This window comes from Rothia sp. CCM 9416 (genome assembly GCF_048513535.1).
Lineage (GTDB): Bacteria > Actinomycetota > Actinomycetes > Actinomycetales > Micrococcaceae > Rothia.
Genome location: NZ_JBLXXR010000016.1, coordinates 17,126 through 42,707 on the forward strand (window position 1 = coordinate 17,126; position 25,582 = coordinate 42,707).

The 25,582-nt window shown below is 54.0% G+C and carries 24 protein-coding genes; 19 read left to right on the top strand and 5 right to left on the bottom strand.

From position 1 onward, the window contains the following. The first annotated feature begins 90 nt into the window (after positions 1-90). Positions 91-1,389: a cysteine--1-D-myo-inosityl 2-amino-2-deoxy-alpha-D-glucopyranoside ligase gene (gene mshC, locus ACN080_RS07575; RefSeq protein ID WP_419113458.1), complete on the top strand. Its 1,299-nt coding sequence runs from the start codon at positions 91-93 to the stop codon at positions 1,387-1,389. A 112-nt stretch (positions 1,390-1,501) separates the two neighbouring features. Here mshC and ACN080_RS07580 read toward each other — a convergent pair whose 3' ends face one another. Further along, the gene (locus ACN080_RS07580) at positions 1,502-2,407 is read right to left on the bottom strand and encodes a PAC2 family protein (protein WP_419113459.1); all 906 of its coding nucleotides are present in this window, start codon (positions 2,405-2,407) and stop codon (positions 1,502-1,504) included. Positions 2,408-2,508: 101 nt separating this feature from the next. On the opposite strand from ACN080_RS07580, the gene ACN080_RS07585 reads away from it, so the two are divergent. From ACN080_RS07585 to ACN080_RS07655, 15 genes are all read left to right on the top strand, one after another. Continuing rightward, on the top strand, positions 2,509-3,642 hold the full coding sequence (locus tag ACN080_RS07585) for a site-2 protease family protein (protein WP_419111974.1): 1,134 nt from the start codon (positions 2,509-2,511) through the stop codon (positions 3,640-3,642). A 75-nt stretch (positions 3,643-3,717) separates the two neighbouring features. Continuing rightward, positions 3,718-4,731 (top strand): tRNA (adenine-N1)-methyltransferase, encoded by a 1,014-nt coding sequence (locus ACN080_RS07590; protein WP_419110437.1) that lies wholly within the window; start codon positions 3,718-3,720, stop codon positions 4,729-4,731. A gap of 79 nt (positions 4,732-4,810) precedes the next feature. Continuing rightward, positions 4,811-6,490 (top strand): proteasome ATPase, encoded by a 1,680-nt coding sequence (arc, locus tag ACN080_RS07595; RefSeq protein ID WP_419111975.1) that lies wholly within the window; start codon positions 4,811-4,813, stop codon positions 6,488-6,490. Positions 6,491-6,520: 30 nt separating this feature from the next. Then, positions 6,521-8,101: a depupylase/deamidase Dop gene (dop, locus tag ACN080_RS07600; protein ID WP_419113471.1), complete on the top strand. Its 1,581-nt coding sequence runs from the start codon at positions 6,521-6,523 to the stop codon at positions 8,099-8,101. Positions 8,102-8,125: 24 nt separating this feature from the next. Then, entirely contained in the window at positions 8,126-8,329 is a 204-nt protein-coding gene (locus ACN080_RS07605) for a ubiquitin-like protein Pup (RefSeq protein ID WP_419104491.1), read from the top strand. Positions 8,330-8,376: 47 nt separating this feature from the next. Then, positions 8,377-9,810: a Pup--protein ligase gene (gene pafA, locus ACN080_RS07610; protein ID WP_419111976.1), complete on the top strand. Its 1,434-nt coding sequence runs from the start codon at positions 8,377-8,379 to the stop codon at positions 9,808-9,810. Positions 9,811-9,911: 101 nt separating this feature from the next. Further along, complete coding sequence (locus ACN080_RS07615; protein WP_419104493.1) at positions 9,912-10,955, top strand: FKBP-type peptidyl-prolyl cis-trans isomerase; 1,044 nt, start codon at positions 9,912-9,914, stop codon at positions 10,953-10,955. Between the two features lie 23 nt (positions 10,956-10,978). Further along, a complete protein-coding gene (locus tag ACN080_RS07620; protein WP_419099713.1) occupies positions 10,979-11,380 on the top strand; it encodes an FKBP-type peptidyl-prolyl cis-trans isomerase in 402 nt (133 codons plus the stop codon). Between the two features lie 86 nt (positions 11,381-11,466). Then, entirely contained in the window at positions 11,467-13,413 is a 1,947-nt protein-coding gene (locus tag ACN080_RS07625; RefSeq protein WP_419113460.1) for a helix-turn-helix transcriptional regulator, read from the top strand. Positions 13,414-13,506: 93 nt separating this feature from the next. Next, the gene (locus ACN080_RS07630) at positions 13,507-13,854 is read left to right on the top strand and encodes a hypothetical protein (RefSeq protein ID WP_419113461.1); all 348 of its coding nucleotides are present in this window, start codon (positions 13,507-13,509) and stop codon (positions 13,852-13,854) included. A 5-nt stretch (positions 13,855-13,859) separates the two neighbouring features. Further along, entirely contained in the window at positions 13,860-14,120 is a 261-nt protein-coding gene (gene tatA, locus ACN080_RS07635; RefSeq protein ID WP_419099710.1) for a Sec-independent protein translocase subunit TatA, read from the top strand. A gap of 107 nt (positions 14,121-14,227) precedes the next feature. Then, positions 14,228-15,085 carry a twin-arginine translocase subunit TatC gene (gene tatC / locus ACN080_RS07640; protein ID WP_419099709.1) on the top strand — a complete coding sequence of 286 codons (858 nt, stop codon included), beginning with the start codon at positions 14,228-14,230 and terminating at the stop codon, positions 15,083-15,085. Between the two features lie 111 nt (positions 15,086-15,196). Then, positions 15,197-18,010: a DEAD/DEAH box helicase gene (locus ACN080_RS07645; protein ID WP_419113462.1), complete on the top strand. Its 2,814-nt coding sequence runs from the start codon at positions 15,197-15,199 to the stop codon at positions 18,008-18,010. Between the two features lie 27 nt (positions 18,011-18,037). Beyond that, a complete protein-coding gene (locus ACN080_RS07650) occupies positions 18,038-19,111 on the top strand; it encodes a hypothetical protein (RefSeq protein ID WP_419113463.1) in 1,074 nt (357 codons plus the stop codon). Between the two features lie 82 nt (positions 19,112-19,193). Further along, complete coding sequence (locus tag ACN080_RS07655; RefSeq protein ID WP_419104498.1) at positions 19,194-19,928, top strand: polyprenol monophosphomannose synthase; 735 nt, start codon at positions 19,194-19,196, stop codon at positions 19,926-19,928. 86 nt (positions 19,929-20,014) lie between these two features. Here the strand turns inward: ACN080_RS07655 and ACN080_RS07660 are convergent, their stop codons facing one another. From ACN080_RS07660 to ACN080_RS07670, 3 genes are all read right to left on the bottom strand, one after another. Beyond that, the gene (locus tag ACN080_RS07660) at positions 20,015-20,353 is read right to left on the bottom strand and encodes an RNA polymerase-binding protein RbpA (protein WP_419099705.1); all 339 of its coding nucleotides are present in this window, start codon (positions 20,351-20,353) and stop codon (positions 20,015-20,017) included. Positions 20,354-20,455: 102 nt separating this feature from the next. Beyond that, the gene (locus tag ACN080_RS07665; protein ID WP_419099704.1) at positions 20,456-21,586 is read right to left on the bottom strand and encodes an SPFH domain-containing protein; all 1,131 of its coding nucleotides are present in this window, start codon (positions 21,584-21,586) and stop codon (positions 20,456-20,458) included. Positions 21,587-21,640: 54 nt separating this feature from the next. Further along, positions 21,641-22,084: an NfeD family protein gene (locus ACN080_RS07670; protein ID WP_419104499.1), complete on the bottom strand. Its 444-nt coding sequence runs from the start codon at positions 22,082-22,084 to the stop codon at positions 21,641-21,643. Positions 22,085-22,326: 242 nt separating this feature from the next. Here ACN080_RS07670 and ACN080_RS07675 point away from each other — a divergent pair, with 242 nt between their 5' ends. After that, positions 22,327-22,710, top strand: coding sequence for a DUF3054 domain-containing protein (locus ACN080_RS07675; RefSeq protein ID WP_419113464.1), 384 nt, complete (start codon positions 22,327-22,329; stop codon positions 22,708-22,710). Between the two features lie 54 nt (positions 22,711-22,764). On the opposite strand, the gene trpD is transcribed toward ACN080_RS07675, so the two are convergent. After that, positions 22,765-23,805: an anthranilate phosphoribosyltransferase gene (gene trpD / locus ACN080_RS07680; RefSeq protein WP_419113465.1), complete on the bottom strand. Its 1,041-nt coding sequence runs from the start codon at positions 23,803-23,805 to the stop codon at positions 22,765-22,767. 243 nt (positions 23,806-24,048) lie between these two features. On the opposite strand from trpD, the gene ACN080_RS07685 reads away from it, so the two are divergent. Both ACN080_RS07685 and ACN080_RS07690 read left to right on the top strand, forming a co-directional pair. After that, positions 24,049-24,687 carry a cytochrome c oxidase subunit 3 gene (locus ACN080_RS07685; protein WP_419099700.1) on the top strand — a complete coding sequence of 213 codons (639 nt, stop codon included), beginning with the start codon at positions 24,049-24,051 and terminating at the stop codon, positions 24,685-24,687. Between the two features lie 53 nt (positions 24,688-24,740). After that, positions 24,741-25,535 carry a c-type cytochrome gene (locus ACN080_RS07690; protein ID WP_419099699.1) on the top strand — a complete coding sequence of 265 codons (795 nt, stop codon included), beginning with the start codon at positions 24,741-24,743 and terminating at the stop codon, positions 25,533-25,535. Positions 25,536-25,582: the final 47 nt, after the last annotated feature.

Here is a 25,582-nt window from a genome sequence, read left to right on the forward strand (position 1 = left end):
GTATTGTTTTATCTAGAGAGTTTTAGACTCGGGCACCTGGCCAAATAGGCTGGGGCTGAGCCAAGAAAGTCCACCAAACGTGAGGTATTCATGCGAGCTTGGGAACAACCCCCTATCCCGTCCCTGCCGGGGCAGGCACCCCTTCCTACCATTTTTGATACGGCTCTGGGGGCGCGCGCAACCCTGGAGCGCCAAGAGCAAGCCGGGCTTTATGTCTGCGGTATCACACCCTACGATGCTACGCACATGGGGCATGCGGCTACCTATGTAGCTTTTGACTTGCTGAATCGGGCCTGGCGCGATGCCGGGGTGCCGGTAAAGTTTGCGCAGAATGTTACCGATGTAGATGACCCTCTCTTAGAGCGTGCCGCGGCAACGGGTGTTGACTGGCAGGAACTCGCTGAGCAGCAGATCGAGTTGTTCCGCACCGATATGGTTGCCCTGAATGTTATTGCGCCCGATAACTATGTGAGCGTAGTGGACTCTATTCCTGCTGTTGCTCAGGCGGTGCTAGAGCTATTGGAAAGCGGCCTGGCCTATCGCCTGCCCGGTTTTACCGATGAGCAGGGTAACCAGCAGCCTGAGGGCGATATCTACTTTGACCTTGATGCGGCCCAGAAGCTGGGTGAGGGGAGTAAGCATGGCTGGAAACTGGGCCAGATAGCCCACTACACTCCCGAAGAGATGCTAACTATTTTTAGTCAGCGTGGTGGCGACCCGCTCCGCCCCGGTAAGCGCAAGGCCTTAGATCCGCTTCTGTGGCGGGTAGCGCGAGCTGGTGAACCGTCCTGGCCTGCTGAGGGACTGGGCGCTGGCCGCCCAGGTTGGCACATTGAATGTAGCGTTATTTCGGGTAGCCATCTGGGGGCGCCCTTCTCGGTGCAGGGCGGTGGGTCTGACCTCATCTTCCCGCATCATGATTTGGGTGCCAGCCATTCGTACGCCCTGACCGGCCAGCCTATGGCCCGGCATTACATGCACACTGGAATGGTGGGCCTAGACGGCGAAAAAATGAGTAAGTCCCTGGGTAATCTTGTTTTGGTATCTAAGCTGCGCCAGGCTGGGGTTGAGCCGGCTGCAATCCGTCTTGCCATCATGGATAACCACTACCGTACCGACTGGTTCTGGCACAATGACCTGCTAGATAAGGCTAAGGGACGTTTGGAGCTCTACCGTTCAGCTCTTGCGAGTGCCGAAGGAGAGGCCGATGAAGCGGCCTTAGCTCTCTTAGCGTCTGTTCGTGATGCGCTCGCCGATGATCTGAATTCTCCAGCCGCTTTGGTTGCGATTGACCAGTGGGCACTGTCAGTTGTGGAACACGGTGGTAGGGGTGGCCAGCTGGTAGCCGATCTTTTGTCTGCTCGGTTGGGTGTGCTCCTGGGAGCCTAAGGCCAGTATTCCCTGCACCCCTTAGACAGGTGGCGGTACTCCTACTGAGCGGGAGCCGCCACCGGTCTCTTTTACCAGAAGTCCCCTGGAGCGGGCCCCTAGCCATGAGTAACTAGGAGGGAGAGCCGCCCTCACTGTCCTGCTCTTTGAGGTACTGCTCAAATTCAGCGGCGATATCGACCTTGCTGATATCCCCGATGCTGTCTGCTCTTTCGTAAGTTGATTCCAGTTGCTGGACATAGGCTAGGAGCTCAGGTTCGTCTTCAAGTAGCTCTTTGGCACCCCGTTCCCAGGCCATAATTTCATCTGCTAGTTTTTCAAGCGGCATGGGCAGGCCCGTGATGGCTTCGATGACGCTGAGCAGGGAAAAGGTTGCCTTGGGGTGGGGCGGATGCGCCAGATAGTGGGGCAGAGATGCCCAGAGCGAGAGCGCCGGAATGTCGCGTGCACCAGCGGCATGCGCCAGAACCCCTATGATGCCGGTAGGCCCGGTATAGGTGCTGGGGGCAACGCCCGGGTGCACCAGCATGGTGGGGCTAAAACTTGTGATGCCTACAGGTGCTGGTTGGGTGTGCGGAACCTCATCGAGCAGGGCACCGCAGAAGATGACCAGATCAACTTTTTCCCGGTCTATGAGTTCCAGTAGGTGCTGGCAGTAGTTCTTCCAGGAGAGGGAGGGTTCTTGACCGGTGATGATTAGAATCCGTGTGCCCTTGGTGCTCCACGCTTCGACAAAACGCGTTTGGGGCCAGCTAATCCCCGTGGCTTGGCCCTGAGCTTCGGGTACCAGGTGGGGTCTGCTCTCTGTGTAGGAGTAGAAAGACTCGCTTTCAAAACCAGCAAAAGGCTTGGCCTGGTAGTGTTTTGCCACCAGCTGGACTGCCTGACTGGCGGCTTCACCGGCATCGTTCCAGCCCTCAAAGGCCACCAGCAGGAGGGTAGGTGGCACCTGGCCTTGTTTGCCGGCTTTCTGGGCGTAGTGGGTCAAGAGATGGTGAGGTAGCGGCTGAGTAAACACTCCCCGTATTCTACCCGATATGTGCCGGGCGCTGGTTGGGTAATACACTAGCTTGAGGATAACCCTGTCTTGATGTGACCCTAGGAAGCAGGAGCGAAAGCATGAGGAAAACACCCGGGCTCATGATTGGCCGCTTCGCCGGTGCGCCCATATACCTGCAAAGGTCATGGTTTCCACTGATGGGGCTCGTTATTGCCGGCTACGGTATGCGGCTTGCCTCTTGGCAGAGCTTGAGCACCTTTCAGGGGTATTTGGCAGCGGCCGTTGTCGCTATCACTCTTGCACTGGGTGTCTTCTTACATGAACTTGCACACGCGACGGTCGGCAGAGCACGCAAGGCCCGAGTCTCTTCTATCACGCTCAATATGTGGGGCGGGCAGACCCTCCTGCACACTATGTCTGCTTCAACTGCCCTGTGGGTGGCCTTAGCTGGGCCGCTAATGAATTTTGTGGTCGCTTTAGCCTGCCAGATCATCTGGGCACTTACTGGCACCGCTGAGTTTTACGGCTTCCACCTGGCTGTGCAGGTCAACCTAGCCATAGGGCTTTTCAACCTCTTACCTACCTTTCCTTTAGACGGCGGGTATGCGGTTGAAGCTTTGATCTTCCTGGTGGTGCGGAGTCGCTCAACGGCTCACGCCTTGGTCACCTACACCGGCTTTCTGCTCCTAGCACTGTTGATTGGTTTTCTCCTGATGACCGGTTTTTGGCAGAGCCCCATCACCTTAATCGTTGGGGCGCTCCTTATCGTATATATCGGGGCCGGGCTCCTACCAGCTGTTCAGAAACTTGGAATGAACTCCGATACAGGCCACCCTCTGCACGTTCAGCAACTCATAGGACCTGCTAGCTGTGAATTTGACAGTGAACTTATCGGTCTTGCCGCACAAGGCTGGGACGGCCGGAGCGACATCGTTCTTATCAGCCAGGGCCAAGGAAAACCCGAATTTCGCGCAGTGGTACCAGCAAGTACCCTAAGAGCCTCCTACCAGAGCCTGGCCTACCAGCCCCTAGCCGCTATTGCCCAGCCCCTGCAAAGACGGCATCTCACCCTAAGCTCAGGGCCCACCGATATCATAGACGAGTACCAGGGCTTTGCCAGCTACACAGAACCGCCCGCCGAGAACGCCCTCGACAGAATCTGGCTAGTGACCGGCACCGCTGGCCCCGCCGGAACCGTAACCGCCCAGGACATAGCCGGAGCGCTCAGCAGCATCACACCGCCCTCACCCTGAGACGGCAGGTGTGCTCACCGGTGCTTTATCTGAGACAATGGAAAAAACACTTTAACGAAAGAGATTTCTGACCTTATGAGCACCCCCACCGGTAGCATTAACCGTCGCGGTCCCTTCCGACCTGGCGAGCGCGTACAACTCACCGACGAACGCGGACGCATGACCACCATTACCCTCACCGAAGGGGGCCAGTACCACTCCCACCGTGGCTTCTTCCAACACAGTGAACTGATTGGCCACCCTGAGGGTACCGTGATTGAGAACTCCGAAGGCTTTAAGTTCCAGGCCCTGCGCCCCCTCTACAAGGACTTTGTTCTCTCCATGCCGCGCGGGGCAGCTGTTGTATACCCCAAGGATGCAGGGCAAATCGTTGCAATGGCCGATATCTTCCCCGGCGCTCGCGTCATTGAAGCGGGTGTGGGTTCTGGGGCACTCTCAATTGCCCTCTTGCGTGCTGTGGGCGATCAGGGGCACCTGCGTTCCTTTGAGCGGCGTGAAGAGTTCGCTGATATCGCTCGCGGTAACATCGAGACCTTCTTTGGCGGTGCCCACCCTGCCTGGACCCTAACCCTGGGCGACCTGGCCGAGACCCTGGGCGATGTCGAAGAACCCGGCAGCGTTGACCGGGCTGTTTTGGATATGCTGGCACCCTGGGAATGCCTGGACGCTGTTGCCCAGGCACTGGCACCCGGCGGCGTTATTATCTGCTATGTAGCAACCGTTACCCAGCTCTCCCGCGTGGCAGAAGCCCTGCGCGCTGATGGCCGGTTCACCGAACCCGAGTCACACGAGACCATGGTGCGCGGCTGGCATGTTGAGGGCCTAGCTGTACGCCCCGATCACCGCATGGTAGCTCACACCGGCTTCCTGATTACCGCCCGCCGTCTGGCAGACGGTGCAGAGCGTCTGGCACCCAAGCGCCGCGCCTCTAAGACCGACTTTTCCGAAGAGGATATGAATGCCTGGACCCCGGCTGCCCTGGGTGAGCGCAAGGTATCGGACCGTAAGCTCCGCCGGGCGGGCCGTGACGCCTTGAGTCTGGCCGAAAAGGCAACATCAGCTAGCCAGCACGCTCAAGAAACAGAGTAGAAAAGCCGTGAATCTCCCCGGTGCCCGCGGGCATCTACTGAGGGCACCAGGGGACGGGCAACAGAAGAGATGATCAGTGATGAGTGAACAGATGAATGTTTCGGCAACCGACTACGAACGTATTTTGAGGCAACTCAATATAGCCAACGATAACCGCCGGAACCTTGACCGCCAGCTCCGTGCTGCTGGTGAGAGAAACCAAAAGCTGGTCACCGCACTCACTAAAACTAAAAACGAGATTGAGCACTTGCGTTTAGCGCTTTCTCAGGAGGTAGCGCCGCCGCTGAACTCGGCTATTGTTCTAGCAGTACACGGTGCCAGCATGACCTACCAGGACTTGGCTAAGGGTAAGACCCCCGCTGAGATAGAAGAGCACCTGGACGTATTCTTAGGTGGGCGTCTGGTGCGCATTACCTGTTCTCCGCTTCTTCCCCTCTCTACACTTAAACCCGGCATGACGGTCTTGCTCAATGAGCACAGTCAAGCTGTCCTCTGCCTGGGCTTTGAAGGCTACGGGGAGCTGGTCGTGGTTCGAGAGCTCCTCGATGACACTCATGCGGTCATTGATATGCCCAACCAGTCAAAGGCTGTCGCCCGAATCTCGGGCGCACTGAACCCCGCTGACCTGAGGCTGGGCGATACCGTCACCTACGATTCGCGGATCCAGATGATTACCTCCCTGGTTCCGCATACCGATGCCCAAGAATTAGTCCTTGAAGAAGTCCCCGATATCACCTATGACCAGATCGGTGGCCTCAGTTCACAGATTGACCTCATTCGTGATGCCGTTGAGCTGCCCTTCCTACACCCCGAAATCTATCGCCAGTACGAGCTGACCCCGCCCAAGGGAATCCTGCTCTACGGCCCTCCGGGTAACGGCAAGACGCTCATAGCCAAGGCCGTAGCCAACTCACTGGCAGCCCGCGCAGCAGAGAAAGCAGACGACGGCATCCGCAAGACCGGTTACTTCCTCAACATCAAGGGCCCAGAGCTTCTCGATAAGTACGTGGGGGAGACCGAACGCCAGATTCGCGAGATCTTCACCGCCGCCCGCGACAAGGCCCGCGCCGGTCACCCTGTAGTCGTTTTCTTTGACGAGATGGAATCCCTTTTCCGCACTCGCGGCTCCGGACGATCCTCGGACGTTGAAACCACGATTGTTCCCCAGCTGCTTTCCGAAATTGATGGCGTTGAGCGCCTAGATAACGTCATTGTCATCGGCGCAACCAACCGTGAAGACATGATCGACCCGGCTGTGCTACGACCTGGCCGTCTGGACGTCAAAATCCGCGTCAACCGCCCCAACCGGGCAGGAGCCGCAGAAATCTTTGGCCTCTACCTCACCGCTCAACTCCCCATTAGTCAGAGCGAAATCGACCGGGCCGGCTCAAAAGAAGCCGCCGTTAGCACCATGATTGAAACCGTGGTTAGCCAGCTCTTCTCCACCGATCCGGCCAACCGCTACATCCTCATCGACCTAGAGAACGGGGTCAGCCGCTGGCTTTTCCGCGGCGACTTCCTCTCCGGTGCCGTTATCCGCAACATCGTAGACCAGGCCAAAAAACTGGCCATTAAGTCCTACCTTTCCACCGGCGCAGACGGGATCACCACTGAGCACCTGCTTGAAGCGGTCCGCGCAGAGTTCGAAGACCAGGTCGAAGTACCCCAGGCCGCAGAAATTGAAGACGTCCTCTCCACCCTGAACATCCGTTTACGCGTCCTCCGAGTAGCACCAGCACGCTCGGTCGAAGCTGAATAAGAGGAGGATACCGTGACCGTTCGCCGCATCATGGGAGCCGAAACCGAATACGGGGTCCATGCCCCAGCTAAGCCCCATGCTAACCCCACCGTTCTCTCGGCCTTTGTCGTCAACACCTATGACACCCTCTTTAAAGAGAAGCTCACCTCCGAGCTCAACAGCACCTGGGAATACAGCTCAGAAACCCCGCTCACCGATGCCCGAGGCTTCACCGTTACGCGCGAAAAGGCCCACCCCAGCCAACTCACCGACACAGCTCAAATCCTGACCAGCGAAGACATCGCCGCCGAAGCACTCAGCGAAGCGGGTCACTTTGCCGAACGCATCGACTGGGACGCGGTCACCATGAACTCCATACTGCCCAACGGCGCTCGCCTCTACGTAGATCATGCCCACCCCGAGTACTCATCTCCCGAAGTCACCAACCCGCGCCATGCGGTTCTGTGGGATGCCGCCGGGGACCATATAGCAGCCCAGAGCGTAGCAACCATTGAGCGTATGGTTCAGGGGGAGCAGAGCACCATGCCTGCTGTTAACCTCTATAAAAACAACACTGACGGGAAGGGGCAGTCCTACGGGTCTCACGAAAACTACCTGCTCCCGCGCTCAGTAGATTTTGAGTACCTGACAGCGGCCCTACTGCCCTTCTTCGCCACCCGCCAGATTATGGTGGGTGCTGGACGCGTAGGGCTGGGAACAGCAGCGGAGAGAGCCGGCTTCCAAATCTCACAGCGCGCCGATTTCTTTGAACGCACCGTTGGCTTAGAAACCACAGTTCGCAGGCCTCTGGTTAATACTCGGGACGAACCGCACGCCGAGAGCAGTAAATACCGCAGGCTCCACGTGATCACCGGCGATGCTAACCTCTCACACTACTCAAACCTGCTGAAGTTTGGCACCATGTCCTTGGTACTGAACCTGGTAGAGGCTCAGCAGGTCCCAGCCATTAAGCTGGCTAACCCGGTGCAAGCCATGCACGCTGTCAGCCATGATCTTAGCCTCAAACAGCCCCTGGCACTGGCTAGCGGCGGAGAAATGACCGCCCTGGAGATTCAAGATGCCTACCTCCAGGCCGCCCGAAACCTCGAAGCCAACCCCGACCCCGAAACCCAAGAGATTCTGGATCTTTGGGCAGACACACTCCAGGCACTAGAACATGATCTGCTCTCCCTGGCAGACCGACTGGACTGGGTTGCCAAATACGCCCTCATGAGCTCCTACATTGCCAAGGGCCATACCTGGGCCGACCCCAAACTGGCAGCCATCGATCTGCAATACTCCGATGTCAGAACCACCAAAGGCCTCTACCACAAGCTGGTAGCCCTGGGGCGCATGAAGACCCTCTTCACCCCACAAGAGATTGCCCGCGCCGCCCACGAACCGCCTCGTGACACTCGCGCCTATCTTCGCGGCAAATTCATCACCACCTGGCCCGATGAAGTCCTAGGAGCTAACTGGGATACCCTCTCAGCCCGCAACCCGCTCTCAATTGACCTGCACCGTCTGCACATGGACGACCCCACCGGCTTCACCGCAGAAACAGTAGAACCCCACCTCGGTCTTGCCCACGCTGACCAACTCTTCGCTCTATTGAACAAGACCGAACACTAACCAACCCCAGCAAAGGAAAACACCATGGAACGCATCCAAAGCCAAGCACAGAACCAGAAGCAGGCCACCAGCCAGGGAACCGACGAAATCCAACTGGCAACCACAACAACCGACATCAACCACCAGGCTGTCTCCGAAATCGATGACCTCCTAGCCGAAATCGACGGTGTCCTCGAGGAAAACGCAGAAGACTTCGTCAAAGGATTCGTCCAAAAGGGCGGCCAATAAGAGCCCCAGGCCCCACCCACACCCCTCAACCAGCGGCAAGGACACAGATGGAACGCAGAATATTCGGAATCGAAACAGAATTCGGTATCCGCTACATACCCCGTGGGCTCGGCCCCCTCTCACCCGAAGAAGCAGCCCGAAAGCTCTTCAAACCCGTTGTCGACACCTGGCGCTCATCGAATGTCTTTCTTCCCAACGGGGGACGACTCTACCTCGACGTAGGCTCCCACCCCGAATACGCCACCGCAGAAACCGCCTCAATCCGCGACGCCCTTACCCAAGACAAAGCGGGGGAGTACCTGCTCAATGACCTGGTCAACCAAGCACAAGACCATCTCGAAGCAGAGGGCTACAAGGGCCAAATCTTTCTCTTCAAGAACAACGTAGATTCGGCCGGCAACTCCTTTGGCTCCCACGAAAACTACATGCTCGAACGCAAAGTAGAATTCTCCCGGCTCATGCGATCGCTCATACCCTTCCTCATCACACGCCAAATCATCGTAGGCGCTGGCAAAACCCACCCCCAAGGCCCACCCCAATGGGGCGGACGCACCCTCGGAACCCCAGGGCACCCCAGCTACTCCTTCTCCCAACGGGCCGACTACATCTGGGAAGGCTCATCAACCGCCACCACCCGAGCCCGCCCTATCATCAACACCCGCGATGAACCCCACGCCGATGCCTCTCTCTACCGCCGCATGCACGTCATCAACGGCGACTCCAACATGTCACAGGCAACAACCCTGCTCAAACTCGGAGCCACCGAGCTTGTCCTGCGCATGCTCGAAGACTACTACCCCCTGAATACCTACGACATCAAAGACACCGCAACCGCCCTGCGCGTCATCTCCCACGACCTCACCGGCACCGCCATCTTCGATCTGTCCAACGGCACCCAGGCCAACGCACTGACCCTACAACGCCACTACCACCAAGCGGCCACCCAATACATTGAGCACAAAGGCCCCCACCACCCCGATGTCCCCTATGTACTCGACCTCTGGGGGCGGGCCCTTGACGCGGTTGAAACAGGCGACACCTCCCTCATCGACACTGAAATCGACTGGGCCATCAAGAAAAAACTCCTGGACACCTATATTGCGCGGGGCGCTCACGGGTATGACGACCCCAAGATTCAACAGCTTGATCTTGCCTATCATGATATTGACCCGGAGCGCGGCATCTTTGGGTTGCTCAGCCGTAAGGGTCTTATCAAGAACTTGGTCGAGCAAACCGACATAGCCCATGCGGCAGTCAACCCACCAGCAACACGCGCTGCACTTCGTGGCCGCTTTATTAGCGCCGCCAGAGCCGCGGGGGAGCCCTTTACCGTTGACTGGGTTCACCTGAAGCTCAACAACAGACCCCAGCACACCATCATGTGCAAAGATCCGTTTGAAACTCAAAATAGCCAGCTAGATGAACTGCTCAGTTCTCTAGGGCACAAGGAAAAACAGACCTGGCAGACCCCGTTTATTTAGTGGATATTAGCAATTTTTCAGAACTCAACCAGGTCTATCAGATAGTATGAACCCGGTTAAGAATCCCGTCATATTTGGCAGACCCTAGAAAGTGAACCCCCGTGAAGAAAAAGTCAACCCTCATCCTTTCAAGTGCAGCCGCGCTCGCTTTGGCGCTGTCGGCCTGCGGCACTGGCTCAAGCAACAGCTCGAAGCTCTCAGATGTCAACTACTCCATGAACGGTGCAACAGCTCAGCCATCAGTCTCTTTTGCTACCCCCTTTGCGGCTTCTGATGCTGAAGCCTACAAGATTTCTGATGGTGAGGGTGAAACCATTAAGGACGGCGACACCCTGCTCGTTGATGCCACTGTCTTTAACGGTGCAGATACGAGTGCCCTTGATAGCACTTACGCTAGCAATCCCATGATTATCCCTGTCGGCGAAAGCCTGAAAACAGCGGCTCCCGAGCTCTACGAGATTCTGGTTGACTCCAAAGTGGGTGTATCTTTCTCATACACCACTAACATCGACGCTACATCCACCGCAACAGCTTCGGCTACACCGACTGTCTCACCCGGTACAGCAACCAACGTTGAGGTCTACACGGTTTCAGGCAAGCTACTGAAGAGCGCTGAAGGTCAGGCTAAGGAGAAGAAGTCAACCGCGCTTGAATCTTTCTCGCTCACCGATGACGGTACTGCTACCCTCAAGCTTGCTGAGGATCGCGGGGATGCACCCACCGAGCTCTATACCGAGGACTTAATCACCGGTAACGGCCCGGCTATTACCGAAACCGATACTGTTTACGTCAACTATGTCGGTGCGACCTGGTCTGACGGCGCTGAGTTTGATGGAAACTACGGCAAGACCCCCGCTGGTCTCTCTCTTTCACAGGTTATTGAGGGCTGGAAGAAGGGCCTAGCTGGCAAGACCGTTGGCTCCCGTGTGCTTCTCATAATCCCGAGCGAGCTGGCATACGGTGAAGATGCCGCTAGCTCGGGTGCCCCTGAAGGTGCCCTGGTCTTTGTCGTTGATATTGTCGGTAGCGCTCCTTCTCGTGCAGAAGCTTCTCCCTCCGCTACCGCTGAATCTGCTCCCGCGTCCGCTGAAGCAACAAGCACTGAATCCGAATCTGCTGAAGCTTCAGCCTCAGCGAGCGAATAATACTTTAGAAGGGTAATAATCTTATGTCTTTTGGTCAGCGCAAACTTGATCGCACTAAGCCAGAAATTGATTTTCCGGAAGGTGGCGTGCCCGAAGAGCTCGTTATCATCGATGAAATTGAGGGTGCCGGCGATATCGTCGAACCCGGTGACACAGTTTCTGCGCATTATGTTGGTGTTGCCTTTTCCACCGGTGAAGAATTTGATGCCTCGTGGGGTCGAGGGGAACCGCTCCGCTTTCAGGTAGGTGTTGGTATGGTTATTCGCGGTTGGGACCAGGGCCTGCTCGGCATGAAGGTTGGTGGACGCCGTCGTCTGGAGATTCCTAGCGATATGGCCTATGGCGAGCGCGGTGCCGGTGCTGCAATTGGCCCCAATGAGTCACTGATTTTTGTTGTTGATCTGGTCGATGTCACCAAGCGGTAAGGCCTAACAGGTTCAGCAAAAATCTGTGTTTAGCCCCCGGACAGCTCAGTCCGGGGGCTATCTTTGTATATGTGACTTCAAAAGCTGTGGAACGTTCATTAGCGCTCTTAGAAGTGCTTTCTGCTATGCCCCGGGGTATTGAACGTGAAGAAATTAGGTGGCGTGTACCGGGCTATCGTAGTTTAGGAACGCTCGCGGCTTTTGAAAGAACTTTTGAGAGAGATAAACAGGTTTTGCGTGCTTTGGGTATCAGCTTGGTCGCTGAGCGTGATCCATCGGTTGAGTCGGGTTTTATCTACCGTGTTGAGCGGAGGGTTCCTGCTGCGCCGGTTAGTTTCTCTTTGATTGATTGTGCTGTTTTGAATCGCTGTGCTCGTGCCTGGGAGGGAACCGACCTTGAACGTCAGGTGCGTTCAGCTTTGCTTAAACTTGGGACTTTAACTGGCTATGGTATCCAGGAGGATTCTGGGGAAGTGGCACGCTTTACGGCGGGGCCTGGTTTATCAGAGTGCCTTACGTCCTTGGCAGAAGGCAAGGGCGTTAGTTTTTCCTACGGAGCGTCGTCCGAGAGCCGAAAATTATTCTGCTGGGGCTTGGGTTTGCGTTTCGGGCACTGGTATGTGACAGGTTGGGATGCTGATCGTAGGGAGCGGCGCCTCTTTAGGCTTGATCGTATGAGCGATGTCAAGGTTCTTGCTCTTGAAGGGCCGCTGCCACCGGCAGGATTTAGCATGATAGAGGTGCTGGAACAGCTAAGTTCGGCAGAAACTCCACATGTCCTGACGGTGCCCCTCAGCGATGATGGCGCAGATTCAGAGGTTCAGCAGGTTCTTGTCTCACCGTCGTTTGGGGTCCTTGAATCTGCACGTAGCGCTCTTGCACAAGGCAGGACCCACATGGTGGGTGAGATAGCTAGCTACTCTGTTGGGGCAACAATAGATACCGGGTACCAGGCTGAGGTAGCTCGAGCAGAAGAGCAGTTGCGTTCAGAGCTGTTGGCTTGGCACCGGCAGACTCCGCAGCTTACTTCGCCGTCCAACCCAAAAGAGTGGAAGCCCATTGCGCCACAGCGTTCTCGTGAAAGCGCTTCAGAGCAGTTGGTCAGATTGCTTCTGATGGTGAACCTGGTGTCTGAGAAAGAGGATATGTACCTTGCAGAGATCGCAGATTTCTTTGATATGCCGGAGCGAAAGATCCGTACAGAGCTTGAGAATCTCTCCTACAGTTTGAACTATGATTCTCTGGAGGTGGAGATCAGGAGCGACGGGTTTGTTACAGCTTCTGGGCGGCCGTTGATTACCTCAGGTGTAAGGCTCACGGAAGCTGAATCTCTGGTTCTAGTCCTGGCGCTTGAGCTGATTGCGAGTTCAGAAGCCAGCAAAGTGTATTCGCTCCTGAAGTTTAAGCTCTGGTCAGCGCTGGGCAATGATGATCAGAGGGGGAGTAAGTCCCTTCAGAATCGTGTTGCTGTTTATCAGGCGGATATCGATGCTGAGCTGGCGTATGCTCTGGAGCACCGTGTTCCTTTAAATATCACTTATCGCTCGCGTAAGGGCACAAGTAGCAGAACGATTGAGCCGGTGAGCCTGGTTATCGATAACGGGCCAAAATATGTTAAGGCCTGGTGCCGAACTGCCAGGGAATATAGAAATTTCTCTCTTGGCTCGATTCTTGAAAGTCGTTTAGCTTTTGGGCAAGTCTACGAACACCAGCCTGAAAGTGGTAGCAGCTCTCCACGCGAGTGGCTCAGAGAGCTCGTGGGTAGTAAGGGTGCTGGGCAAGAGATTGAACTTGTTCTTCCCTCAGATATCTCAGGTGGCCACCGGGAGAAATCTGTTGCCTTGCTCAATAGATATTCGCGGGAAGTCGCTGAAACATCCCAAGGGCTTTTTTATCGCCTATCAGTGGTTTATATGTCGTGGTTCTTTGATTTTTTGGTTGAGCTTGGGCCAACGGTATTTGTACTCTCACCAATGAAAATACAAAAGGAACTGGTAAATCATATAGAAACCACGGGTATGGGTAAAAGCTGAGTATGTGCCATAGATGAGTGTACAAAGAATCACTGCAAGCCTAGAGCTAAATGTCCTGCTCTCTCTTGGTGATTGGCATATATAATGAGGGGTATGCCTTGGTGGTTTTGGATAGTCCTATGGAGTGCACTGGTTGTGTGCTCCTTTGGTGTACTAGCCTGGCTTTTGTACCGTGTCTTCAAGAAGGCAATGCAGGCTATTGATGCGGCCCAGGAATGGGAGAACGATATCAATAGCCAGCTAGGGCAGGCAAGGGTTGTCGGTTCGGTGGATAAAACTACTTCGCCGGCTTTCTTCACACCTGTCAGAGCGGCATATTCGGATTATGTCCAGGGCAAAAATACTCGAACGCTCGACCGCGCCCAGCGTCGCACTCAACGCCGCAGCGAACTCGGTCAGCCCCAACTCATGGGAGACCTTAAACGTCTCCAAGAAAGGTGACGAACGTGTTTGGTAATCTCGCTTCTCATCCTGGCCACCTCCTTATTCTCGCTATCATCATTATTCTGCTTTTCGGTGCTCCCAAGCTCCCCGGCATGGCTCGTAGCCTGGGTCAGTCCATGCGCATCTTCAAGTCAGAGGTCGATGGTCTCAAGAAGGATTCTAAGAAAGATAACACCACAGTTGCCGGATCTACTACTGATGACGTAGTTTCGGGCGAAGTTATCAATAACCCCACCAACACTGATCAGAACAAGGGCCTCTAAGTTAGAGACTCCTTGGTTCTTTTGAGCGTTTTTGAGTAAATATCACAGCCCGTACCCAGGATTAGTGGGTGCGGGTTTGTGGGGTTCCACTGAAATAGCAGAAGGCTATGATGGCGAAAAAACATAACCGGAAGAACAACCCTCAGGCAACCATGGCCCTGAGTGAGCACTTCCGTGAGTTCCGTTCCCGGCTCATTAAAGCGGGCATCGCGACCATTATCTGTGCTGTGGCAGGTTTTTTCCTCTATCAGCCTTTCATGGAAGCTATTAGTGCTCCTGTCTATGCAATCAATGTTGAAAGCGGTCGGACAGCTGCGCTCAACTACGCGACTGCTACCTCACCTTTTGATCAGCTAGTGAGGGTATCGCTGTACATTGGACTGGTTATTGCCAGCCCCGTCTGGATTTATCAGCTGTGGGCTTTCATCACACCGGCCCTCTATCGCAAGGAAAAACTCTACACCCTGAGTTTTGTCTTTACAGCCATTCCGATGTTTCTGCTAGGCACGGCGCTGGCCTGGTGGGTTTTGCCTACAGCGGTTGAAACCTTGACCATGTTCAGCCCAGATGGGGCTACTAATTTTTTTACAGCCGATGTCTATGTCGGTTTTGTGGTTAAGTTCCTGCTTGTTTTCGGTTTATCATTTGTCCTTCCAGTTGTCTTGGTTGGTCTAAACTTTATTGGCTTGATTCGGGGCAAAACTATTCTCAAGTCTTGGCGTTGGGTTGTTGTGGTTGTTGGCTTGCTGGCAGCTATTGCGGCTCCCGGTAACGACATCATGTCTATGCTCTACCTAATGCTTCCTCTACTCTTTTTCTTCTTTGTGGCCATTGGCATTTCCATGCTCAATGACAAGCGCAGGGATCGGAGGAACGCCAAGCTTGCAGAGGGCCTGGCACACGATCAACTTAGCCGAGCAACTAGCGCTGAAGAACTTGAGCGGCTTGGTCGAGAAAATCTCTAGTTTTAAGTAGACCCCGGTAGTTTGTTTACCGGGGTTTTTGCTTATCCGCCTTAGGCCGAAACTGGCCGTAGGAACCCTGAGTGGCCTCCGGTCCCCTCTAAGATGGACTGTATGGCTAGCTATGCTGAACAATATCTTCGCTCACAGGAGCGCGCTGCTCAATCACGTACGGTCCTGCACAGATTCGAACAGACCTTAGAATTCCCCCTCGATAGTTTTCAGCGTGAGGCCTGCACCTCGGTTGAAAATGGTAGGGGTGTGCTGGTTGCAGCCCCAACAGGTGCCGGCAAGACTATTGTTGGCGAATTTGCTATCTATTTAGCCTTGAAACAGGGCAAAAAGGCTTTTTACACAACCCCCATTAAGGCACTGAGTAATCAGAAGTACCATGACCTTGTTGACCTTTATGGTCATGAGGCTGTGGGCCTGCTGACAGGTGACACCTCCATCAATTCTGAGGCGGACATCCTTGTGATGACCACCGAGGTTCTCCGTAACATGCTCTATGCTGGGTCGGCGACCCTTCAGAATCTCGGGTATGTCGTTATGGACGAGGTTCACTACCTAGCTGACCGCTCGCGGGGCGCTGTCTGGGAAGAAGTTATTATCCACCTACCGGAACACATCTCTGTCATCGCTCTCTCGGCAACTATCTCTAACGCAGAAGAGTTTGGGGCCTGGCTCGACATGGTGCGCGGGAGCACCGATATCGTTGTGTCCGAACACCGCCCAGTGCCGCTGTGGCAGCATGTGATGGTGGGCAAACAGCTCCTGGACTTGTTCATCGGAGAGACTACAGTTGAGGATGCTGCCAACTCTGCTGAAATTCCGGCTGTTAATCCTGAGCTGGTGAAGCTGAGCCATAGGCCGCGTTCTAGGAGCGGGCGGCAAGAAAAGTCTTTTTCCCGCTTGGGCAGGGGACGGCGGGGTAAATATGAAGAAGGGTGGGAAAAAACACGACACAGCGCTGAGGATATAAGGCCTCAGAGAGTTTCTCGCCCGCAGATGATTCGGGCTTTGGACCGTGACGGTCTGCTACCCGGTATCTGTTTTATTTTTTCAAGGGCCGGTTGCGATGCGGCCGTATCTCAGTGCATTGACGCCGATGTTAGGCTGACGACCGATTCTGAAGCTCAAACAATTCGCGCATACATCGCAGAGGCAACGTCATCTCTTGATACATCGGATCTTGCTGTTCTTGGCTTCTACGAGTGGCGAGAGGGACTTACCCGAGGGGTGGCTGCACACCATGCTGGCCTGCTACCTGTCTTCAAGGAAGTCGTGGAAACGCTCTTTTCTCAGGGGCTCATCCGCATGGTGTTCGCAACCGAGACTTTGGCTTTGGGGATCAATATGCCTGCCCGCTCTGTGGTCTTAGAGAAGCTCACCAAATTTAATGGTGAAACCCATGTCGATATTACGCCGGGGGAGTACACCCAGCTGACAGGAAGGGCAGGCCGTCGAGGGATCGATATTGAGGGTCACGCTGTTGTCCTGTGGCGTCCTGGTCTGGAACCTCAACAGGTAGCTGGCCTGGCCTCAAAGCGCACCTATCCTCTCAATTCGTCCTTCAAACCGACCTACAATATGAGTGCTAACCTGCTTGCCCAGTTTGGTGCGGAACGTACAAAGAAGATTCTTGAAAGTTCGTTTGCCCAATACCAGGCAGATAAGTCAGTTGTAGGTATTGCCCAGCGGGTGCGCAAGAACGAGAAAGCTCTTGCAGGTTTTGAGGAAGCCATGACATGCCACCTGGGTGATTTTACCGAATACGCATCGTTGAGGCGGGAGCTTTCTGAGCGTGAAAAGAAAGCTGCCAAGGGCCGCTCACGCCTGCAGCAGTCACAGGCCATCGCCTCGATTCTTGATTTGCTTCCTGGCGATATCATCGAGATTCCCGAGGGCCGGAACGCAGGACCAGCTGTGGTACTTTCGCGGGCCGAATCTTTGGAGAACCCCAGGCCTTCAATCCTGACCCTCAAAGCTCAGCTAAGGCGCCTTGATCCGCGTGATCTCGCTGGCCCTATCCTACCTATCTCCAAGATCAAGGTGTCCAAGAAGTTCACGGGCAAGACCCCCAAGGAACGCCGTGATATGGCCTCAAGAGTTCGCGAGGCTCTCTACCATGAATTACCCGCGCGTAAAGGCTCACAGAAAAAATACTTTAGTGAACGCGATACCGGAGAGTCACAGGCAATCGATAGCTTGCGTAGCTCATTGCGTAATCACCCCTGCCACGGTTGTTCAGAGCGAGAAAACCACGCCCGGTGGGCCGAACGATGGTACAAGCTATCGCGGGAGACAGATGGGCTCCGCCGCCAAATTCAAAGACGTACCAATACAATTGCCCAGGTCTTTGAGCGTATCACGCTGCTTCTTGCTGACTTTGGTTATGTCGATTTCAATACTGGTGAGCATACATTGACCTCTCGTGGCGCATCACTGCGTCGCATCTACGGTGAGAAAGACCTTCTGACCTCTCTGTGCCTTGAAGACGGTTTCTTGCAGGGGCTAGACCCAGCAGCAACTGCCGCTGTTGTGTCATCCTTAGTCTACGAAGCTAAACGAGAAGAATTCGGGCTACTGTCTCGCTATCCATCCTCGGGAGTTGAAGAGGCCCTCATGAAGGTCCTGAAACATTGGAGCACTCTCAACGATGCAGAAAAACTTCATCAACTACCACAGACCTCATCACCCGATTTCGGTATGGTCTGGCCAATTTATCAGTGGGCACGCGGCCGCAACCTGGATCGAACCCTGTCACAGTCGGACCTCGTGGCGGGTGACTTTGTCAGGTGGACTAAACAGGTTATTGATAGTCTTGACCAGATTGCCCACGTATCGATTACAGATCCACAGCTTCGCACCCAATGCGAGGCTGCAATTAACCTTTTGCGGCGAGGCGTCGTTGCAACCCAGTTCTAGGACATCGAACAGAAAGGAACGCTCACAATGAGCACACAGGTATTTCTGAACGGTTCGGTCTACAGCCCGGCAGATCCTTTTGCTACTGCCATGGTTGTGGCCCAAGGGAATGTGGAATGGGTTGGTCAAGATGCTGGTGCTCGCTCTATTTTGGACCCCTCCATGCGGTGCACTGATTTGAGCGGTAACCTGGTGGCTCCGGCTTTTGCCCTTGCGGCCTTGAGCGCAGAACCTGATCAGGTTGCTGACTTGCTCGATACCTTGACTCAAGCCGGGTACATTTCAGCAAATGTGATGCTAACTGATTCAACAGGCAGGTTTGAACAGAGCCCAGCAACAAGGGTGAGGTATTACCTACCAGCTAGTAAGCTCAACACCGGGCAGCACCCAGACCCTGCGGTCAAGGGTATCTACTGCCTGGATTCAGCTGAAGTTACGGCTCAGGCCCTCGAATTTGCTACGTCTCACCGACTCAACCTGGTTGCTGTACCCGCAGATGACTCGGTTGCCGAAGAATTTCTGGATAAGCTCGCTGGCATGGATTCGCTGGCCCGTATGAGGATTAGCCCCTGCTTGGGTGGGCTCCAGTCATTAGATATGTCCCTGATTGAGCGTGCAAAAGACCTCAATGTAAGCCTTGGGTTCTCATCAGACTTTGACCAATCCCATAATTCCTATAGCCATGCTCTGTCGGCTGGAGCATCGGCTGTGCTGGGCTCTGACCCGCTAAGATCACCTTTTGCCTTGGGCTGGGAATTAATGAACCGTGCTGTTAACCCTGAGCAAGATGACATGGCTGTGTCTGCGCGTGCGGCTTTTCAGTCTATGACTCGCGCGGTCTATCGGGCGCAGGGAGAGAATAATCCTTGGTGTGGGCAGTTAGTGCCGGGGGCACCCGCACACTGTGCGCTGTGGAAAGTTACTGAACTGATGGTGCAGACCCCGGACTCAAGAATTTCTGCCTGGAGCACAGATCCCCGCGCGCGAACACCCCTGCTACCTGTATTAGCTGATGATGTCTCTCGCCCTGAACTCGTAGCACTGTATAACTCCGGACAAAAATTGGATAAGGGTAACAAATCGATGAGAGGTATTTTGTAACCCGGTGGAACTCAATAAAGGATACAATGAGAGACTGGTTCAAGTAACCGACCTGTTCCGCAGGCCAGCATAAGGAGACCGCATGCGAGTTTTGACTATTATCCCAACCTACAATGAGAAGGAAAACCTTCCCATGGTGGTGGAGCGCCTTCGCGCTGCTGTACCTGCCTGCGATGTCCTCGTCGTCGATGATAGTAGCCCCGATGGCACCGGTGACCTAGCTGACTCGATGGCCGAGAAAGATCACCAGATCAAGGTCCTGCACCGCACGGTAAAGGACGGGCTGGGTGGGGCATATCTAGCCGGTTTTGCCTGGGGCCTTGAAGCAGGGTATGACGTCCTAATCGAAATGGACGCTGATTGCTCCCACCAGCCTGAACAGCTTCCTCTCCTTCTGCGAGCCATTGAGCAGGGCGCAGATTTAGCTATTGGGTCCCGCTACGTTCCCGGCGGAAAGACCAAGAACTGGCCGGCGCACCGGCAGATTCTCTCACGGGGTGCAAACATGTACACCCGTTTGATTCTGGGTACCAAAATCAAAGACATCACAGCAGGTTATCGCGCCTATAAGAGCGGGGCTCTGAAAGGTCTTAACCTTGAGGGGATTGACTCTAAAGGCTATGTTTTCCAGGTTGACCTGGCCTGGCGCTCCGAGCAAGCCGGGCTTAAAATTGTTGAGGTTCCTATCACCTTCGTGGAACGAGAAATCGGTAGCTCTAAGATGGACGGTAACATCATCCTTGACTCAATGACTAAGGTAACCCGCTGGGGTCTGACTGCCAGGGCTGAGCGTATCCGCAAACTTATCAAGAAATAAGGAAGAGCTTTTCACGGAATAAAGATGAGAAGGGCCCCACCAAACTTACCCGGTGGGGCCCTTCCTCATCTTGAGAAGAAATCTATTTATAGGGAGTGACGCTCTCTGTAGACGTCAAGACGCCGTTGTAGAGTTTCTTCTAACTCTTCTACGCTACGACGCTCAAGGAGCATATCCCAGTGAGTCCTAATGGGCTTATCAGCACTTTCTTCAACCTTGCCGTCGCCAGAAACTAGGTGCGCTTCTTTGCCTGACTTAGCAGTCCAGGTCGCGGGAATCTCGGCTTCCTGTGAAAAAGTAACGAAAACACGCTCACCGTTTTCAGTGCGGTACTCAACGCGCTGGCGAGGAGCGGGCTCCACACCTGATTCGGTTTCCATGGATTGTGAACCCAGGCGCATACCGCGCAGGCTGCGATCGCTCATTTTTTTCCTCCAAGAACGGTGATCTTAATTGTCTGTTGGTTTCTAACCGCCCCTATAGACCGGCTAGAAACCAACAGACCGAATATCCATTATAGCTTCCGTTTAGTGTGAAGCGTTAGGTATATCGGTTGCGCCAAGAGATGATTCTGCTCCATCCTGTGAAATCTCATCGATAACATCGTCCAGGCCGCTGTCGAGCTTATCCAGATTGGGGTTAAGATCCTCCGGGGTGACCTTAATAACCGGGGTGTCAATCAATGGTGAAGATGGGGGAGTAGCTCCCTCTTCTTCAGCTGTCGCAGTGTCCTGATCGTTCCCGGCATCAGGGTTGAATGCCTTACCGATTCCACGGAGTGCATCCCCCAGCTCAGTGGGGATAAACCACAGCTTATTTGCATCGCCCTCGGCTAGCTTGGGCAGGGTCTGGAGGTACTGGTAAGTCAGGAGTTTCTGGCTGGGGTTTGAAGCATGAATTGCACGGAAGACCTTCTGAATAGCCTGGGCTTCACCGTCTGCACGCAGAATAGCTGCCTTGGCATCGCCCTCAGCGGTCAGAATCTGTGACTGCTTGGCGCCTTCGGCTCGTAGAATTGCAGCGCGGGAATCACCTTCAGCGGTCAGAATCTGAGACTGCTTCTGACCTTCAGCGGTCAGAATTGCAGCGCGGCGATCACGCTCAGCGCGCATCTGCTTTTCCATGGAGTCCTGAATGGAGTGAGGGGGCTGAATCTCTTTGATGTCAACACGGGAGACGCGGATGCCCCAGCGTCCGGTGGTGTTATCAAGTACTCCACGGAGCTCAGCGTTGATTTTGTCTCGCGAAGTCAGTGTTTGTTCAAGATTGAGCCCGCCAACGACGTTACGGAGGGTGGCGCTGGTGAGCTCATCGACAGCGTGGATGTAGTTGGTGATTTCGTAGGTTGCTGCCTTGGGGTCGGTTACCTGGAAGTAGACAACGGTGTCGATACCTACAACCAGATTATCTTCGGTAATGACTGACTGCGAGGGGAAAGAGACAACCTGTTCACGCAGGTCGATTAGGGGTAAGACGCGATCGATAAAAGGGACGGTGACATGGAAACCGGGGGTAAGGGTCGTGTGATATTTGCCCAGCCTTTCAACAATCCCAGCGCGTGCCTGCGGAATAATGCGGACAGCTTTAAGAAGAATAATGAGTACGAGGACAACGAGGGCCGTCAGGATGAAGCCCGTTGTGAGTAGCGGTGCAGTCAATTTCTTACCTTCCAGTAAAGGTTTAATTGTTAGCTAGTGTTTAATGAAACTGTCTTAAGACAAATATGCTGTGGCGCCCCGAATTTCTGTAACAGTTGCTTTAGAGCCCTCAGGCAGAATCTTTTCTGCTGAAGCCGGGCGCGCGGTCCAAATATCGCCATAAATCATTGCAAGCCCGCTGTCGGTAGTGACTGTCTGGGTTATTAGGGCCTGGGCGCCAACCAAGCCTGCTGTGTTCATGGGCGTATCTGGTGAGCTCTGGTGGAACTTCCGAATCAGCGGAGGCCGGAGCCCAAGGAGCAAGCCAATACTCACAAGGGCAAATAGGACAACTTGGCCTACAAATGAATCAAGGAAGGGCGAAAGACCTGCAGCAGTAAGTGCAGAAATAGCCATCATGAGAAAAACGAAATCCAGCATGAGGATTTCAATGATAGCCAGAAGGATTGCAACCAAGAGCCAGAAGGCCCATAGATGCTCAGCAAACCACTCGATCATGTATTTTCTCCTGCGTTACCTATAGTCCTTCCATTCTCCTTAAAACCTGGAAGGATACCAACAGTCGTGCGTAACATGACGCCGAAAATTGACTGAAGTTAGGGTTCAGATTGATGTTTTCATAGAGCCGATAATATACATTATGTAAAGTAAAGCTTGAAAAGCTCCCCTGGGTGGCCTAGACCCTGCCCTACACCGACTTCCTCAGCTTTGAGATAGCTTGATAGGTTACAGTGGTAACCATGTTAAGTTCTGTCAATTCAGGTAAATATTTTTCTCAGCTAACTCGGCTCGGAATTGATTTTGTCTTGGTTCTTCTTTTCGTTGCGATTGGTTTGACCAGCCATCAGGAAACCCTGAGTAAACTCCCGGTAACCGCCTTGCCTTTTGTGCTGGCCGTGCTTGCTGGTCATGTTGGTGTTTGGGCTGTCAAAACCCGCAGGCAACTGCCCCTTGTTTTAGAAGGCTTCATGCTCTGGGTAACCACCTTGGTCTTGGGCCTTGGATTGCGCCTCTCGTTTGGAGACACCGCCGCAACACCCTTTATCATCGTTTCAGCGGTTACGCTTCTCCTATTTTTAGTTGGTTGGCGCTGTGTTTTGCTGGCTCTGCGCCGCAAGCAATAGACTCAGGCACACAGCAGCAAGGCCCCGAGTTACACTCGGGGCCTTGCTCTTGCTCTACTGGGCCTGGCTATAAGAAATCCAGCGATCGAGAGTATCAGTGGCTTTGCCTGATCCAATAGACTCCCTGGCTTGCTCTAGTGCAGCTTCGAATCGCTGGCTGAAGGGTTGATCGTCTACTTTATGGAAGGCAAGGATTCCCGCTGCTGCATTGAGAATAACGGCATCCAGGATTGGCCCGGGGTGTCCGCCCAGTGTCTCACGTACTACCTGAGCGTTATATTTTGCGTCACCACCTCGTAGATCTTCCAGTCTGCCAAGCTTGAAACCAAATTCAGTGGGATCGATTTCTAGGGGCTTCACTCCCCCATCGACGGCTTCAAAACCGTAGGACTTACCTGTAATAGTAATTTCATCGAGGCCGTCTCCGCCCCTAAAAATAAGCGCATGATTGCCGCGATTGGCAAAGACCTGGGCCATCTTCTGGGCCATAGCCTGGTTGGAAACACCAATAGCAGAAGACCGCACTTTTGCGGGATTGGTCATGGGGCCTAGATAGTTGAATGCGCATGGAACCCCGAGTGCCCGCCTAACGGGTGCTAGGTAACGCATTGATGGGTGAAATACCTGTGCGAATAAGAATGTAATACCAGCCGAATCCAAGGCTCCTGCAACATCCTTAATCTTAAGGTCTAGATTTATACCAAGCTCGGAGAGCACATCCGCGCTTCCGCTCATTGAAGATGATGCCCTGTTGCCATGCTTGATAACCGGAATACCGGAGCCTGCCACAACTAACGAGGCCATAGTGGATATATTGACGGTATTTTGTTGATCGCCACCGGTTCCTACAATATCAACTGCCTTGTGGGTGATCTCAATTGGGCGAGCCTTATCAAGCATTCCCTCAGCTAAAGCATTAAGCTCTGCAGAAGTCTCGCCTTTAACGTGAAGTCCAATAAGAAATGCAGCCAGTATGCCTTCTGGAGTTTCACCCTCCATCATCTGATCCATGGCCCAAGCAACTTCAAACGGTTCAAGCTCTTGATGGGCTATGAGCTTGGTGAGTATCTGTTTCCAGGTGATATTGGGTGTCATGCTCCTTATTCTACGTATATCAGCTAGCTAAGCCTTCTACCCTCTATGGATTATGGAACAGGTCAATAGAAGCTGTGGGGCTCTCTGATGCGGTATGGTTACGCGAGTTTTACAGACAATGTGTCTGATATCTCGTGATGAAAGCCCCAGAAATGCAGGGGCAAGCGCAAGATTTACAACACACCTACCCCTAAACCCCCTCTCCTATTGGTTCAAGGGCTGTTTTACAGACATAATGTCTATGTGACAACTGCAACCCATACTCCAAGTAAGTCGGCTCATGCCACTCTTAATCGACCCAACCAGGTAGCTGTAGGCACCGTTGTTTGGCTCGCTTCTGAGGTCATGTTTTTTGCCGGCCTGTTCGCAATGTACTTCACTCTGCGTGCATCTCGACCCGATATTTGGGCCGAGAACTCCGTGCACCTTGAAGTCCCGCTAGCTCTTGCCAACACCATCGTGTTGGTCTTGAGTTCTGTTACCTGCCAGTTTGGTGTATTTAAAGCTGAACAGCTCAAGCCCCGTCGTACCGGATCACTTTTCAACATCCGCGAATGGGGCATGGTTGAATGGTTCCTCTTGACCTTCATCATGGGCGCCTTCTTCGTTTCTGTTCAGGCCTTCGAATACGCAAATCTCGTAGCTGAAGGCATGACCATCGCTTCAAGCGCCTACGGTTCAGCTTTCTACATCACCACCGGTTTCCACGCGCTACACGTTACCGGCGGCCTTATCGCATTTTTGCTCATCATTGGCCGTGCTTATGTAGCAAAGCGTTTTGGTCATTACGAAGCAACTTCAGCAATCGTTGTTTCTTACTACTGGCACTTTGTAGACGTCGTCTGGATCGTTCTGTTCCTTGTTGTCTACTTCCTCAAGTAACCGGTAACCGCTAAAAATAATCCCAAATAGCACACACACTAAGGAACAACGACGTGAAGGCACTTTCTCAAAAGCGACGCCATCCGCTTGCAGCTCTCGTCTTGCTTGCTCTCGCGCTGATTCTTTCTGGAGGCCTGTACTCTGTTGCAACGGCTACCAACGAAGCACAGGCTGCAACAAGCACGACTTACACCAGTGATGATATTGATGCTGGGCAGAAGCTGTTTTTGGCTAACTGCGCTACCTGCCACGGCACAAACGCCGAGGGTTCTGTTGACGGACCCAGCCTGATTGGTGTTGGCGCTGCAGCCGTTGACTTCCAGGTCGGCACAGGTCGTATGCCTATGCAGATGCAGGGCGTGCAGGCTCAAATGAAGCCTGGCCAGTTTAATGAAAAGCAGACCAAGCAGCTTGCTGCTTACGTAGCTTCGCTGGGTGCTGGCCCCACTATCCCCGAAGCTGAATACCTGGACGTATCGCAGGGCGATGCAGCTAACGGTTCAAAGGTGTTCCTTGCTAACTGCGCAATGTGCCACAACGCTGCAGGCGTTGGTGGTGCTCTAACCCGCGGTAAGTTTGCACCTACCCTGATGGGCGTATCCGAGCAGCATATCTACGAGGCCATGGAAACTGGCCCTCAAAACATGCCTGTATTTAACGATGCAAACATCACCCCTGAAGAAAAGCGCGATGTCATTACTTACCTGAAGTCTCAGGAAGTTAACGCATCTGTTGGCGGTTTCAAGCTTGGCTCACTCGGCCCGGTATCCGAGGGTCTGCTCATCTGGACACTTGGCCTGGTCATTGTTATTGCTTTTACCCTCTGGCTAACTTCACGAGCTGCATAAGCTCACGCACACACATTAATTTCGTACCAAGGAAGATTTGAGGCAAC